The sequence below is a fragment of the Aliidiomarina sp. genome (assembly GCF_047920995.1).
Classification (GTDB): Bacteria; Pseudomonadota; Gammaproteobacteria; order Enterobacterales; family Alteromonadaceae; genus Aliidiomarina.
Map to the genome: position 1 here is coordinate 36,178 of NZ_JBLRWZ010000020.1, position 14,849 is coordinate 51,026.

General features: G+C 46.3%; 13 protein-coding genes. 6 read left to right on the plus strand and 7 right to left on the minus strand.

Going from position 1 to position 14,849, the window contains the following annotated elements:
- Positions 1 to 59 precede the first annotated feature (59 nt).
- The 6 genes from ACNA7P_RS07065 (at position 60) to ACNA7P_RS07090 (ending at position 6,584) form a co-directional block, all read left to right on the plus strand.
- Positions 60 to 1,226: a serine hydrolase gene (locus tag ACNA7P_RS07065; RefSeq protein ID WP_416257919.1), complete on the plus strand. Its 1,167-nt coding sequence runs from the start codon at positions 60 to 62 to the stop codon at positions 1,224 to 1,226.
- The gene (locus tag ACNA7P_RS07070; RefSeq protein ID WP_416257920.1) at positions 1,223 to 2,065 is read left to right on the plus strand and encodes a D-amino acid aminotransferase; all 843 of its coding nucleotides are present in this window, start codon (positions 1,223 to 1,225) and stop codon (positions 2,063 to 2,065) included. The genes ACNA7P_RS07065 and ACNA7P_RS07070 overlap by 4 nt, the downstream gene beginning before the upstream one ends.
- Positions 2,066 to 2,076: 11 nt before the next feature.
- Positions 2,077 to 2,340, plus strand: a complete 264-nt coding sequence (gene ybeD, locus ACNA7P_RS07075) for a DUF493 family protein YbeD (protein ID WP_416257921.1) — start codon at positions 2,077 to 2,079, stop codon at positions 2,338 to 2,340.
- Between the two features lie 31 nt (positions 2,341 to 2,371).
- A complete protein-coding gene (gene lipB, locus ACNA7P_RS07080) occupies positions 2,372 to 3,025 on the plus strand; it encodes a lipoyl(octanoyl) transferase LipB (RefSeq protein WP_416257922.1) in 654 nt (217 codons plus the stop codon).
- On the plus strand, positions 3,018 to 4,001 hold the full coding sequence (gene lipA, locus ACNA7P_RS07085; protein WP_416257923.1) for a lipoyl synthase: 984 nt from the start codon (positions 3,018 to 3,020) through the stop codon (positions 3,999 to 4,001). The genes lipB and lipA overlap by 8 nt, the downstream gene beginning before the upstream one ends.
- A 159-nt stretch (positions 4,002 to 4,160) precedes the next feature.
- Complete coding sequence (locus ACNA7P_RS07090) at positions 4,161 to 6,584, plus strand: S9 family peptidase (protein WP_416257924.1); 2,424 nt, start codon at positions 4,161 to 4,163, stop codon at positions 6,582 to 6,584.
- Between the two features lie 71 nt (positions 6,585 to 6,655).
- Here the strand turns inward: ACNA7P_RS07090 and ACNA7P_RS07095 are convergent, their stop codons facing one another.
- The 7 genes from ACNA7P_RS07095 to infB form a co-directional block, all read right to left on the minus strand.
- Positions 6,656 to 7,576 carry a hypothetical protein gene (locus ACNA7P_RS07095; RefSeq protein WP_416257925.1) on the minus strand — a complete coding sequence of 307 codons (921 nt, stop codon included), beginning with the start codon at positions 7,574 to 7,576 and terminating at the stop codon, positions 6,656 to 6,658.
- 42 nt (positions 7,577 to 7,618) lie between these two features.
- Positions 7,619 to 8,533 carry a lipoprotein NlpI gene (gene nlpI, locus ACNA7P_RS07100; RefSeq protein ID WP_416257926.1) on the minus strand — a complete coding sequence of 305 codons (915 nt, stop codon included), beginning with the start codon at positions 8,531 to 8,533 and terminating at the stop codon, positions 7,619 to 7,621.
- A 167-nt stretch (positions 8,534 to 8,700) separates the two neighbouring features.
- Positions 8,701 to 10,818, minus strand: a complete 2,118-nt coding sequence (gene pnp, locus ACNA7P_RS07105) for a polyribonucleotide nucleotidyltransferase (protein ID WP_416257927.1) — start codon at positions 10,816 to 10,818, stop codon at positions 8,701 to 8,703.
- A 148-nt stretch (positions 10,819 to 10,966) separates the two neighbouring features.
- The gene (rpsO, locus tag ACNA7P_RS07110) at positions 10,967 to 11,236 is read right to left on the minus strand and encodes a 30S ribosomal protein S15 (RefSeq protein ID WP_416257928.1); all 270 of its coding nucleotides are present in this window, start codon (positions 11,234 to 11,236) and stop codon (positions 10,967 to 10,969) included.
- A 98-nt stretch (positions 11,237 to 11,334) separates the two neighbouring features.
- Positions 11,335 to 12,306, minus strand: coding sequence for a tRNA pseudouridine(55) synthase TruB (gene truB, locus ACNA7P_RS07115; RefSeq protein WP_416257929.1), 972 nt, complete (start codon positions 12,304 to 12,306; stop codon positions 11,335 to 11,337).
- 17 nt (positions 12,307 to 12,323) lie between these two features.
- Positions 12,324 to 12,704: a 30S ribosome-binding factor RbfA gene (gene rbfA / locus ACNA7P_RS07120; protein WP_416257930.1), complete on the minus strand. Its 381-nt coding sequence runs from the start codon at positions 12,702 to 12,704 to the stop codon at positions 12,324 to 12,326.
- A 50-nt stretch (positions 12,705 to 12,754) separates the two neighbouring features.
- A partial coding sequence (gene infB, locus ACNA7P_RS07125) for a translation initiation factor IF-2 (protein WP_416257931.1) occupies positions 12,755 to 14,849 on the minus strand: 2,095 nt, incomplete at its 5' end.

Here is a 14,849-nt window from a genome sequence, read left to right on the forward strand (position 1 = left end):
GCCTATTTCGCAATGCTCAATTATTTTTTAATGCCGTTTAACCAAAGAGACCTGTTGTAATGACAAAATACCGCCGAATTGCTTCTATAGTTTCCAGTGTGGGTATCTTACTGTTTAGTTCAGTTGCTGCCGCTCAATCGGTGGTGCCGCCGGTGCCAAATGTAAATGCCCGAGCGTATGTAATGATGGATTACGCAACAGGCCGCATTATTGCAAGTGAAAACGCGGATGAACTGCATGGGCCTGCTAGTTTAACCAAAATCATGACCAGCTACATCATTGGTACTGAGCTGCAAAATGGCAATATTAGTGACACCGACATGGTAACAATTAGCCGTAACGCATGGGCACGTAACTTTCCAGGCTCATCGCTAATGTTTATCGAAGTTGGCCGTGAAGTTTCAGTTCGTGATTTGAATTACGGAATTATTATTGCCTCAGGTAATGATGCCTGCGTAGCTATGGCAGAACACATCGCTGGCACCGAAGAAGCATTCGCAGATTTAATGAATGCATATGCCGATCAATTAGGCCTTAGCAATACTACATTTGCCAACTCACATGGTTTACCAGCGGATAATCAACGCACTACAGCTCGCGATATGGCTGTATTAGCACAAGCGCTTATTCGTGATGTACCGGCAGAGTATGAAATTTACCAAGAGCGCGAATTCACTTTTAATGGTATTCGCCAGTACAACCGTAACTCTTTATTGTGGGATCGCAGCCTAAACGTAGATGGCATGAAAACTGGTTTCACCACTGAATCAGGCTATAGCTTGGTTACCTCTGCCACAGAAGGTGATACACGCCTCATTACTGTTGTGATGGGTACGGCAAGTGAAGCAGCCCGCGCTGCAGAAACAAAAAAGCTACTCAACTATGGCTTTCGTTTCTTTGAAACCATTACCGCTTACACCGAAGGCGAAGCGCTTGCTAGCCAGCGCATTTGGGGTGGTAGTGTAGACGAAATTTCTTTGGGGGCTGGGGCGGATGTTGTGGTTACTTTACCACGTGGGCAACGCCAAAACCTACGCGCCAACTTTGAGCTTGATCAAACCCTTGAAGCGCCTCTCTCTGTCGGCCAGGTTGTGGGCACAGTAAATCTAACCCTTGATGGTGAAGATATCGCCAGCTTCCCATTGGTTACCCTACAAGAGGTAGCGCAAGGTGGATTCTTCAAGCGTATAATTGATAGCATTAAGCAGAGCTTCAGTGACGAATGAGTAGTGTATATTTGAATGGGGAAATTATTCCCCATAGCCAAGCAAAAATCTCCGCTTTCGATCGGGGATTTTTATTTGCTGATGGCATTTACGAAGTAGTACCCATTTATAACGGTATGCCATTCTTATTTACCGCGCATATGCAGCGGCTTGATCGAAGTTTACGAGAAGTAGGTATACCACAAACGCTGAATCACGCAGATTGGCGTGCTATAATTGAACAATTAAATAGTACCGAGCCTCTTGAAAACTCGGTGTTGTACATCCAAATAACCAGAGGTAGTGAGTTTCCACGTAATCACCTACCCAGTGCTAACCTGGCGCCAACAGTAATGGCAACGTTAAGCCCATTTACACCACCTGTAGGTGTTGCAGATGCGGTAAAAGTTGCTTTGCTCGAAGATATTCGTTGGCTACGTTGCGATATTAAAAGTGTGAGCTTACTTGGCAATATCATGTTGAAGCAACAAGCCCAGGCACTCGGGGCTGTTGAACCGATATTGCATCGCGCAGGGCGAATCACTGAAGGGGCTTCAAGCAATTATTTTGTGGTACGCGATGGTGCACTCTATACCGCGCCAAACGATGCCTTAATCTTGCCCGGCATTACGCGTGAGCATGTGCTGAAGCTAGCGCGTGAACATGGTATTGAGGTGCATGAAAAAGCATTCTCGGTTGCCGAGCTGTATACTGCAAACGAATGTTTTTTATGTAGCTCAACCCGTGAAATCATGCCAGTTGCTTATGTAGATGAGCACCAAATTGGTAATGGCCAGGTAGGCCCAATCACACAAATGTTAATTGATTTATTCAGGCAAAGTAGACCAAACTGCGCTTGAGGAGTTGTACAATGAACACTAAGTTTGATGAGTTATTAGATTTCCCATGCGATTTTACCTTTCGTGTGATGGGCGTGGCTAGCAACTCTTTAGCAGACGAAATTATTGCTGTGGTGCAGCAACACGCGCCGGGCGATTATAGCCCTGAAGTTCGCCCCTCAAGCAAAGGCAATTACCACTCAGTTTCGGTTTCCGTGGTTGTTACCAGTAAACAACACGTAGAAACCTTATATCGTAGTTTATCGGCTATTGATGATGTGCGTTACGTGTTGTAACGCTAGCACTCACAACGGAACCAATTAGGGCATGGAAAAACTGAACATTCGCCAACTTCATAACATGGCTTATGAGCCGGTGTGGAAAGCGATGCAATCATTTACGGATCACCGTGATGAGCAAGCAATCGATGAACTCTGGGTAGTAGAGCACCCGCCTGTTTTCACCCAAGGCCAAGCGGGTAAAGCAGAGCATTTACTAGCACCTGGCGATATTCCCGTGGTTCCGGTTGATCGAGGCGGCCAAGTTACCTACCATGGTCCTGGCCAACTCGTGGTGTATTTTCTAATTGATATCCGCCGCCGAAAAATAGGCGTTCGTCAGCTCGTTACAGCGATCGAAAACACTATTGTAAACGTACTTGCCGAATATGGTGTAAGTGCGGCACCACGCGCCGATGCACCAGGTGTGTATATTGGTGCAGAAAAAGTATGTTCACTCGGCTTACGCATTCGCCGAGGCTGTTCATTTCATGGCCTGGCGTTGAATGTGAACATGGATTTATCACCGTTTTTACGCATCAACCCGTGCGGCTATGCCGGAATGGTAATGACCCAAACTAGCGCGCATAATGGGCCACAGAACGTTGAAGAAGCTGCTAAGTTAGTTGTAAGCCATTTTGCTCAAGAACTTAGCTACACTCAATTACATGAAATTACGGGGCTGCCAGAATCTGATGTCTAAACAAGCAACGCCAATTAAAACCGCAAAACTCGCAGCAGGCGAAAAGCTTCGCGACGCCGACAAAATGTCACTTATTCCCGTGCAGGTGTTACCTACCGAGCGCGAGCAAATGTTGCGCAAGCCTGAATGGTTGAAGGTAAAACTCCCGCGCACTACAGATAAGATTGATAAAATTAAAGCCGCAATGCGCAAACATGGTTTGCACTCTGTATGTGAAGAGGCCTCCTGCCCTAACCTACCCGAGTGTTTTAATCATGGTACCGCTACCTTTATGATTTTAGGTGCAATTTGCACCCGCCGCTGCCCATTCTGTGATGTTGCCCATGGTCGGCCATTACCACCAGATCCTGAAGAAGCAAAAAAATTAGGTATTACCATTCATGATATGGGCGTGAGTTATGTAGTGGTAACCTCGGTAGATCGCGATGATCTCCGCGATGGCGGCGCGCAACATTTTGCCGATTGTATTCGCGAAATTCGTGCCCATACCCCAAATATCAAAGTGGAAGTTCTAGTACCGGATTTCCGTGGCCGCATGAACATCGCTCTCGATATTCTTGAAAACGAAGCACCGGATGTGTTTAACCATAACCTCGAAACCGTTCCGCGCATGTACAAAGCCGCTCGCCCTGGCGCAAGCTATCAGTGGTCTTTAGATTTGCTAAAACGTTATAAAGAGCGCCGGCCGGATGTACGAACGAAATCAGGTTTGATGGTAGGTTTAGGCGAAACAAATGAAGAAATATTACAGGTAATGGAAGATTTGCGCCGCCACGATGTAGATATGCTTACGATTGGCCAATATCTGCAACCGAGCCGGCACCACATTCCTGTTGCTCGCTACGTAACTCCCGATGAGTTCGCCATGTTTAAGCGTGAAGCCGATAAAATGGGCTTTACTCAAGCGGCATCAGGGCCATTAGTGCGCTCTTCTTATCATGCTGATTTACAGGCTGCAGGGATTGAAGTGAAGTAACAACTGCCCTGCAATCGATGCTAGCACGCACTTAATCGCATTTGGCTAGCATTCTATTTAAAAACGCGGTGTTATGGTGTGTGGTATACATCATAACATCGCGTTTTTTATATTTTTATCATTGGCAGCTTGGCTGCCAAGCATCTTACGGAGAATAGCATGCGCTTTTTACTCATCGTGCTTTCGCTTTGCGTACTAGTTAGTAGCAACGCGTGGGCAAACCCAGTAAAAACAGGATATCTTGAGCCTACTCAAGATATTATAGATATTGTTGATGCAGCACCGGCGCCTGGTGCCAGCATGAGCCCAAATGGCTCTTTACTATTAGCGCTAGATTATCCTGCGCTACCAACCCTTACCGATTTAGCTGCCGCAGAATATCGTTTAGCAGGCATGCGTATTAACCCAGACAACCAAACAACGGCTCAAGCCCGTTATATTTCCGGCTTCCGCTTATTGGATGTAGATACCGGTGAAGAGCGTAATATTCGTGGCCTACCCCGCGATTTGCGCGCCATTAGCGTTTCTTGGTCGCCGAATAGCCGCTACATCGCCTTCGCCCAAATGCAGGCGAATGAAACACAATTATGGCGTATTGATGTTGAACGTGGCCGTGCTGAACGCTGGGGCCGCAGTAGCCTAAATGCAGTTTGGGGCGCACAATTAGAATGGGCACATGATAGCCAATCGTTGTATACCCTAACGGTAGATAGCAAACGCGGCGAAGCGCCAACGCGCAGCCGTGTTCCAGCTGGGCCAGTTGTTACCGAATCACGTGGCCGCTCGGCGCCTGCTCGTACCTATCAAGATCTATTGTCTGATAGCCACGATGAGGCGCTGTTTGATTATTACTTCACTAGCCAAGTAGCCCGCGTAAATGCTCGTGGGCGCGTTGAAAACCTTGGTAGCCCAGCAGTAATCAATAACATCAGCCTTTCTCCAAGTAGTGAGTATCTGCTGGTTACTAACCTAGATAAGCCATACTCATATGCAGTGCCACAGTTCCGTTTCGCACGCACTACAGCTGTTTGGAACAAGCGTGGCGAACGTGTTTACACCGTGGTTGAACAAGAGCTTGCGGATAACCTGCCAATTGGCTTTGATGCAACCGTACCAAACCGCCGCAGCATTAACTGGCGAAATGATGCTGATGCTACTTTAATATGGGCATTAGCAGCTGATGGCGGCGATCCTCGGGTTGAAACTGAAGTTCGCGATCAAGTGTTCCAATTAGCAGCACCATTTACCGCTGAGCCAAAGAAACTGTTAGATCTAAGCTTCCGTTTTAGCCGTTTACTAGCAGCCGATGGCGAAACCGCCCTGGTGTGGGAACGTTTTTGGGCAGACCGTAACGAACGTTTATGGCGTATCAGCCCAGATAGTGATGCTGAACCACAATTAGTATGGGATCGTTCATATGAAGATAGCTACAACGATCCGGGCACACCCTTCACTACACAGCTAGAGAATGGCCGCCGTGTACTTATTTTAGATGGTCAGAATGTTTTACTCAGTGGCCGCGGTGCTTCTGATGATGGCGATCGCCCATTTATTGATCGTTTCAATCTCTATACTGGTGAAACTGAGCGGCTATGGCGCTCTGAATCACCTTACTACGAACAACCTCGCAGTGTGATCGATAGTGCCGGGTTAGTATTTTTAACTCAGCGTGAAAGTGTAGATTCACCACCAGATTTTTACATTCGTGATATCGGCAATGATTCTTTAACTGCACTTACCGATACGCCGCACCCAATGCCACAAACCTTGGATATTAGCCGTGAGCTCGTAAACTATGAACGTGCGGATGGCTTACCCATGTCGGCAACGCTATTTTTACCTGCAGGCTACGATAGTGAGCGCGATGGCCCGCTACCTACCATCGTATGGGCATACCCGCGTGAATACCGCAGTGCAGCGGCTGCAGCGCAAGTAAGTGGCTCACCGTACCGCTTTAACCGGATTAGTTATTGGAACCCGCAATTCTTAGCCACTCAAGGTTATGCAGTATTCGATAGTGCCACTATGCCTATCGTTGGTGAAGGAGATCAGCTGCCAAACGATACCTTTATTGAGCAGCTAGTGCTGAACAGTGAAGCGGTAATTAATTTCGGCGTTGAGCTTGGTGTGAGTGATCGTGAGCGCTTTGCTCTTGGTGGCCACTCTTACGGCGCATTCATGACGGCTAATGTGTTGGCGCATTCTGATCTATTTAAAGCTGGTATCGCGCGCAGCGGCGCATATAACCGTTCGTTAACCCCGTTTGGCTTCCAACGGGAAGAGCGCACTATTTGGGATGATCCAGAATTGTATCAGCGCATGTCGCCGTTCTTTTCAGCTCACCAAATAAAAACACCGTTACTGCTCATTCACGGCACAGACGATAACAACTCGGGCACTTTCCCAATGCAAAGTGAACGGTTATATCAAGCAGTGAAAGGCAATGGTGGTGTTATTCGCTTGGTTATGTTGCCACTGGAATCACACGGCTACCGTGCCCGTGAATCTGTGTTACACATGCTCCACGAAACTGTGGAATGGTTAGATGAGTTCGTAAAGAATGCGGATACCAGTGCTGAGTAACTGATGCCTATTCTGTAGCCGCCCGTGCAGCATTACTGTTGTATGGGCGCTACATATTTTCTATAAGCCTGCTATAAACTTCCTGCTAAGCTCTGCTGAATAAGCTGTAAATACAGCTCAGGTACTTCACCTATTTCATGCTGTTGCATAAAGGTTTTTTGCGCTAGCGGCTTCCACGCATAATATCCCGTACCTGCGCAGGTTTCTGCGGCAAATAAACCTACTTTTTCTTTATTCTGCGAACCAAGCCGCCAAATACCACTTGGCTCCAACACTCCTAGTTCTTGCTCAATGTAGCGTTGCCAAGGTAATTGGCGGGTAAGCTTTTTATATTCCGCATTGGTAACCCAATCATTCTGCGTAATCACCATATTCAAGGGCCGAAAATCAAACTCACCAGCACAAAACTGAGTGGCTAACTCTGGGAGCATGCTATATTCATCGGCAAATCCTAGTGCGTGCCCCAACTCATGCCGAAGCACCAATGCACTTGCCTGCTCATGTAAAAACACCACACCATTGCGAGTGTTAGCTAAGCCACTTGGGGTAATCACAATATCCACTATTGCTGAACCTGCTGCATCTCGCTGCGCATACACAGGGGCAAGTGGGCACCATGCACGGCCGTTATCTTCACTGCACCCATCCATCCCAATGAATTGCGTAGTGAACTCTCCACAAACCAATGCTGTACTCATGTCTACCAGCTGCAAATCCTGTTCAATAAACTGCAGCCAGTATTGCGCACGCTCCAAGCTCGCCTGGGTGCCGTGAAAACGAAGTTTTACAACGCACTGAGGTAACTGCGTTGCTGGGGAAAGGGAAATTATTGGCGTATAGCTAGAGGTTTGTATAGCATTGGCAACTACCCTGATCTGTTGCTTAACCGAGGCTTGCCTTTCTGCTTGCAGATAACCATATCTACCGGCACTCGCGATACACCCTACCGCCAATAGCAACACAAACGTTAGTGAACGATTTACTCTCTTCATAACGATGCAAGTAGCCTTATACGCACACTAATCTAGCGCGCATTAACCTTCTTCGGCACGAATTGCTTCGCGCAAGCGCAAAATCTCTGAGCGCGCATAGCGGTGTTCAAGGTATGCATACACATTGGTTGATAAGGTAAGTTTAAAGTAATTCAATGCAGCGTAATTTTGGCTGTTCATTGCTGCTACTTTACCCATATAGAAGTAGGCTTCACATAATCGATAATTTAATTGCTGCTGATCTTCGCTTCCTGCAAATGCGGTGTGAATTAAATCTTCACTCGATTTTTCACCCACCAAAAACGCCAAAATCGCTTGTCCCCAATGATCACCATCAGCATCCTGCCACTGCTCACGAATTTGCTCTTCTGCCCGCCCTGAATCTACTTCTTTGGCGGCAAAGTAATACCACATCACCCGAAAGGGATCGCTGGTATCTTGAAAGTAGTGGTCGGCAAAATCACTCATCGCTAGGCTGTATTGGCCATTGTAATATGCTGCTAACCCGCGATTTAAATATACATAATCGTGATTTGGCTTTAGCTCGATCACGCTATCGAAAGCTTCAAATGCGCCAGCATACTCACCACGCTCAGCATAATAAATACCCTGTGAATGGTAGCCCTCTACTAGATCTGGCTTTAACTCTAATGCCTGATTTACATCTACCAACGCTAAGGTTTTTAAGCCAAGAAAATCGTATACCACTGAGCGGCGCTGCAATACCTGCGCCTTTTGATCATCATCTAAATCTGTACTGAAAAGAATTTCGGTAAGCTGCAATAATTCAATTTCTAAATTTGGGTCTGCGGGCAAAGGTTCAACTAAAAACAGTTGCGGATCATTCGTTTCGTTGGCTCCAAGCATTTGTTGATCACGAGGTTGAGTAACACCGGGTTCGTCGCTTCCGGTTTCACTTGGTAAAGAGCTACACCCGGTAACTAGCCCTATACTCATAACTATACCGAACAAGAATCGATTCACAGTGTTTACCTCAGCCATATGCCATTAAAAAATCAATAATTTATCTGGTATTCATTACACCACAGATATTCGTTACAAAAAAGCCGCGGAACTTGAATTCCGCGGCTTTTAAAATGCAACAATGAAAAGTTTAGGTAAAATTACTCGCCATTACTTTCATTGCTTGCAGCTTCTTCAGCCGGTTGTGCTTCTTTCATACTTAAACGCACACGGCCTTGGCGATCGATTTCCAATACTTTCACTGGCACTGATTGGCCAACAGTTAAGTACTCATTCACATCTTCAACGCGCTTGTCGCTGATTTGTGAAATGTGTACCAAGCCATCTTTACCAGGAAGAATGGTAACGAACGCACCGAAATCTACGATACGCGCTACTTTACCTTCGTAAATACGGCCTACTTCAACTTCTGCAGTTAAGGCTTCAATACGTTTTACAGCAGCTTGTGCCGAAGCATCGTCGGTTGCAGCGATTCGAATTGTGCCATCATCATCAATTTCAATAGTAGTACCAGTAGATTCAGTAAGCTCACGGATAACGGCGCCGCCTTTACCGATTACATCACGAATTTTATCAGTATTAATCTTCATGATATGGAAGCGTGGCGCAAAATCAGATACGTCATCACGTGCTGAGCTAATCGCTTCATCCATTACCGACAAAATGTGTAAGCGAGCCGCGCGAGCTTGTGCCAACGCCTGCTCCATAATGTCTTTGGTGATACCTTCAATCTTGATATCCATTTGTAATGCGGTAACGCCATCTTTGCTACCTGCTACTTTGAAATCCATATCACCAAGGTGATCTTCATCACCTAAAATATCCGAAAGAACTACGAATTTATCGCCCTCTTTCACCAATCCCATAGCAATACCAGCAACAGAGGCTTTAATCGGTACACCAGCATCCATCAAGGCTAATGAAGTACCACAAACCGAAGCCATTGAGCTTGAGCCATTTGATTCAGTAATTTCTGATACCACACGCACGGTATACGGGAATTCATCAGCATTTGGCATTACTGCCATTACACCCCGTTTCGCTAAACGGCCGTGGCCAATCTCACGACGCTTCGGCGTACCAACAAACCCAGTTTCACCTACGCAGTACGGAGGAAAGTTGTAGTGCAACATGAAACGATCGGTGCGAGCACCCATGATTTCATCAATGTTCTGAGCATCGCGCTCAGTACCTAAAGTTGCCGCTACAATGGCTTGGGTTTCACCACGAGTAAACAATGAAGAACCATGTACACGCGGTAAAATGCCCGTACCAACACTAATAGCACGAATCATATCCGGTTCACGGCCATCAATACGTGGCTCACCGGCGGTGATGCGACTGCGCACAACATGTGATTCTAAATCATGAAAAATATCACGCACTTCTTTTTCGTTCACCGCATCATGTTTTTCTTGTAATGCAGCAACCACTTCACTTAGCGCTAGATTTAATGCACCCTTACGTTCAGCTTTATCGGTAATGCGGTAGGCTTCACCAATTTTTGCTTCGGCTAATTCTTTGATTTCAGCAATAAGCGGTTCGTTCTTAGGTGCAGGCACCCAATCCCATTTCGGCGTATTCACTTCCGCTGCGAATTCGTTAACCGCACCAATCACTGACTGCATTTGCTCATGACCATACATCACGGCACCAAGCATTACATCTTCACTGAGTAGGTTAGCTTCTGATTCCACCATTAATACAGCAGCTTCAGTACCAGCAACAACCAAATCCAAATCTGAACTTTCGAGTTCGGTTTTAGTTGGGTTCAATACATATTCGTTGTTAATCACACCCACGCGTGCTGCACCGATAGGGCCATTAAACGGAATACCTGAAACAGCTAGTGCTGCAGAGGTACCAATTAAGGCAACGATATCCGGGTTTACATCTGGGTTTAACGATACAACGGTAGCAATGATTTGTACTTCGTTGTAGAACCCTTCTGGGAATAGCGGGCGAATCGGCCGATCGATTAAGCGGCAGATTAATGTTTCGCCTTCTGATGGGCGGCCTTCACGTTTGAAGAAGCCACCAGGAATTTTACCCGCAGCGTATGTACGCTCTTGGTAATTTACGGTCAATGGGAAGAAATCAACATCTGGACGGGCTTCTCTTTTGCCCACTACGGTCACGAGTACTGTTGTGTCATCCATAGTAGCCATTACTGCGCCGGTTGCTTGGCGTGCAATTGCACCAGTTTCTAAAGTAACGGTGTGTTGGCCATACTGAAATTGCTTAATAATTGGATTCACGTTTTGTTTTTCCTTTAACTTACTTAAATTCGCCCTGTCTTTTTCTGGGCCCTGCTCTTACTTACTAATTTTCGAGATTGATTATACCGAATTTTTTCACTTCTGAGAAACAACAAAGGGGCCTAGTGGCCCCTTTGCTTGCGTGTTATTAACGACGCAATTCTAAACGCTTGATAAGCTCTAAATAACGCTCATCATTTTTACGCTTAAGGTAATCCAACAATTTACGACGTTGGCTTACCATACGCAACAAACCACGACGCGAGTGATGGTCGTGAATGTGCTTTTTGAAGTGACCTTGCAAATGGTTAATTTGCGCGGTTAATAAAGCTACCTGAACTTCAGGTGAACCTGTATCGCCTTCTGCACGTGCGAAATCTTTTACGATCTGAGCTTTTACATCTGCACTTAGTGACATTGTATATCTCCAATTTAATGATGCCGGAGCCGATCACTAATTCAGCCCCAACGGGAAGCGCGGATTATACGCACTTAACTTCTTAAAAACAAGATTAATTACTGCGCGTTAGGGAGCGTAAGCACCCTTTTCGGCCAATATTCGCCATTCTCTCGGCGTTCACCTACACCAACAAATTGTTGGCTATCCGCAATACGGATTCGCGCTAGTGGGGCTTGCGAATCTTCACGGTTATCTGCATGCACAGGTGTTGCGCCTGCCGGTATCGGCTGACCATGCAGAAAGCCATGGCCAATAGCTTGGCTAACAAGAATTTGCGGTAATTGAGTAACGGGCGCATCAATAGGTAACAATAGCGCATCAAGCTCTTGATAAGAGAAATCTTCTGGGGTAACTCGCGATGTTACCAATTCCTGTAACGATTCTAAGCTGTGCATTTCTGTTGCTGGATATTCGCCAACCGCGGTGCGATGCAAACTCTTTACGTAGGCTCCACAGCCCAATACTTGGCCAAGGTCATCTACTAATGAGCGAATGTAGGTACCTTTACTACAATGCACATCTAGTGTAACCAACGGCAAATCGATAGCTACTACGGTAAGTTCATAAATAGTAACCGGCCGTGCTTCTCGCTCAATGGTAATGCCGCGGCGCGCGTAATCATACAAGGGTTTCCCGGCATGCTTTAATGCTGAAAACATAGAGGGAACTTGCTTGATAGCACCGCGAAACTGACTCAGAGCTGCATTTACATCATCTGCACTTATCGTTACTGGTTTTTCTTCCACTACCTCGCCATCGGCGTCGCTGGTATTGGTGCGAATACCAAGCTCGGCAACAACACGATACGATTTATCCGCATCGAGCAAAAACTGCGCAAACTTAGTTGATTCGCCTAAACATACAGGAAGCATGCCAGTAGCAAGAGGGTCCAGAGCGCCGGTATGGCCGGCTTTCTGGGCATAAAAAATTCGTTTCACTTGTTGCAGAACGCGGTTTGATGATTCACCACTAGGCTTATCAACGAGAATTACACCATCAATTGCTCTGCCGCGTGTTTTCCGCGCCACGTAATCACCTAAAAAATTTAATCGTCTTGATTATTTTTCTTATCATCTTGCTCACGCGCTTCTCGAACTAGCTTCGCCATGCGAATACCTTCCGATAAACTGTAATCGTGAACAAATCGTAGGTTGGGCGTAATACGCGATTTAATACGCTTACCCAATAAGGAGCGAATATAGCCTGAAGCATCGTTCAACACTTGTACTGCTACCTTCACTTGCTCTTCTTCGTCTTGCAAAAAGGTAACAAACACTTTTGCATAAGCAAGATCGCGGGATACTTCCACATCGTTCACGGTTGGCATAACCACGCGTGGGTCTTTGATTTCGCGTTGCAAAATCATGGCGATTTCACGCTGCATTTGCTGCGAAAAGCGATCCGTACGATTATATTCTTTCTTCATTGAAACTCCTGAAAACTCCCCAGCTTGCGCTGGGGAGATTCACATTTAACTTAAAGAGTACGCTCAACTTGAATGGTTTCAAATACTTCGATTTGGTCTCCTGGACGCACATCGTTGTAGTTTTTCACACCGATACCACATTCCATGCCATTGCGAACTTCTTGCACGTCGTCTTTAAAGCGACGCAGAGATTCAAGCTCACCTTCGTAAATTACAACATTATCGCGTAATACACGAATAGGCGCTGATCGTTTCACGATACCCTCTGTAACCATACACCCTGCAATTGCGCCAATTTTCGGTGATTTAAATACATCACGAACTTCGGCTAAACCAATAATCTGCTGCTTAAACTCTGGAGCCAGCATACCGGTCATTGCTTGGCGAACTTCATCGATTACATCATAGATAACGCTGTAATAACGTAGCTCAATGTTTTCGTTCTCAGAAATTCTTCGTGCTGTGGCGTCGGCTCGAACATTAAAACCAATTACAATGGCGTTCGATGCGCCAGCTAAGCTGATATCTGTTTCTGTAATACCACCAACACCGCTACCAATAATATTCACTTTTACTTCATCGGTAGATAGTTTATTTAGTGATTCACTAATGGCTTCAAGAGAACCCTGAACATCAGCTTTAATCACTAGGTTCATATCCGATACGTCGCCTTCTTCCATGCTGTTAAACATGTTTTCTAGCTTCGCTTTCTGCTGGCGTGCCAGCTTCACATCACGATATTTGCCCTGGCGGTAGTTCGATACTTCACGGGCCTTACGCTCATCTTTTACTACAGCAACTTCATCACCCGCCTGCGGAACACCGGATAAACCAAGTATTTCCACTGGGATTGAAGGGCCTGCTTGATCAACTTCTTGGCCTAATTCATTGCGCATCGCCCGAATACGTCCGTACTCTAAGCCACACAACACGATATCACCACGATTCAAGGTACCGCTTTGTACCAAAACGGTTGCAACTGGGCCACGGCCTTTATCTAGGCGTGATTCAATTACGAGGCCTGCGGCCATCCCATCAACATGCGCTTTTAAATCAAGTAATTCAGCTTGCAATAGGATTGCTTCTAGCAGCGAATCAATGTTTTCACCGCTTTTCGCTGATACATGTACAAACTGTGTATCACCACCCCATTCTTCAGAAAGAACATCGTGTTGAGAAAGTTCAGATTTAACTCGATCAGGATCCGCTTCCGGCTTATCAATTTTATTCACTGCAACAATCATCGGCACGTTTGCTGCTTTCGCATGCTGAACGGCTTCAATTGTTTGTGGCATTACACCATCATCTGCAGCTACTACTAAGATAACCACATCAGTTGCGCTAGCACCACGTGCCCGCATTGAGGTAAACGCAGCGTGGCCTGGCGTATCTAAGAAAGTAATCATGCCATGGCCAGTATCTACGTGATACGCACCAATATGCTGAGTAATACCACCTGCTTCGCCATCAGCAACTTTCGCTTTGCGAATATAATCAAGCAGCGACGTTTTACCGTGGTCAACGTGACCCATAACAGTAACTACCGGTGCGCGTGGTTGTAATTCACCATCATCGCTACGATCGCCTAATACGGATTGTTCAAGTTCGTTATCCGAAACCATCGTGAATTTATGGCCCATTTCTTCAACCACTAATGATGCAGTTTCCTGGTCAAGTACCTGGTTGATGGTTACCATTTCACCCATTTTCATCATGGTTTTGATAACTTCAGAAGCTTTTACAGCCATCCGGCTTGATAGCTCAGCAACGGTAATCGTTTCTGGTATCCGCACGATACGCTCAACAGGCGCTGCTGGCTTGTTAAAGCCATGCTGCATGCTCGATGGGCCTTTCTTGCTGCCCTTACGGCGGCGTTCACGACGAGATGAATCATCTTTATCATCGTCTTTGCCACGACGCTTAGTTTTCTTCGCTGTACGGCGGCCACGGCGTTCTTCTTCAGTGTCTTGCTGTTCTTCAGCAAACTTCGCTGTGGTAGAGGTAGTAAAGTGAACATCTTCCAGTTCAGCTTTCTTGCGGCGGGCTTCTTCTTCTTCCCAACGCGCTTGGTTCTCTTCCGCTAAACGGCGAGCTTCCGCAGCCTGCAACTTCGCTTCTTCTTCAACCTTCTTCGCAGTTTCCGCT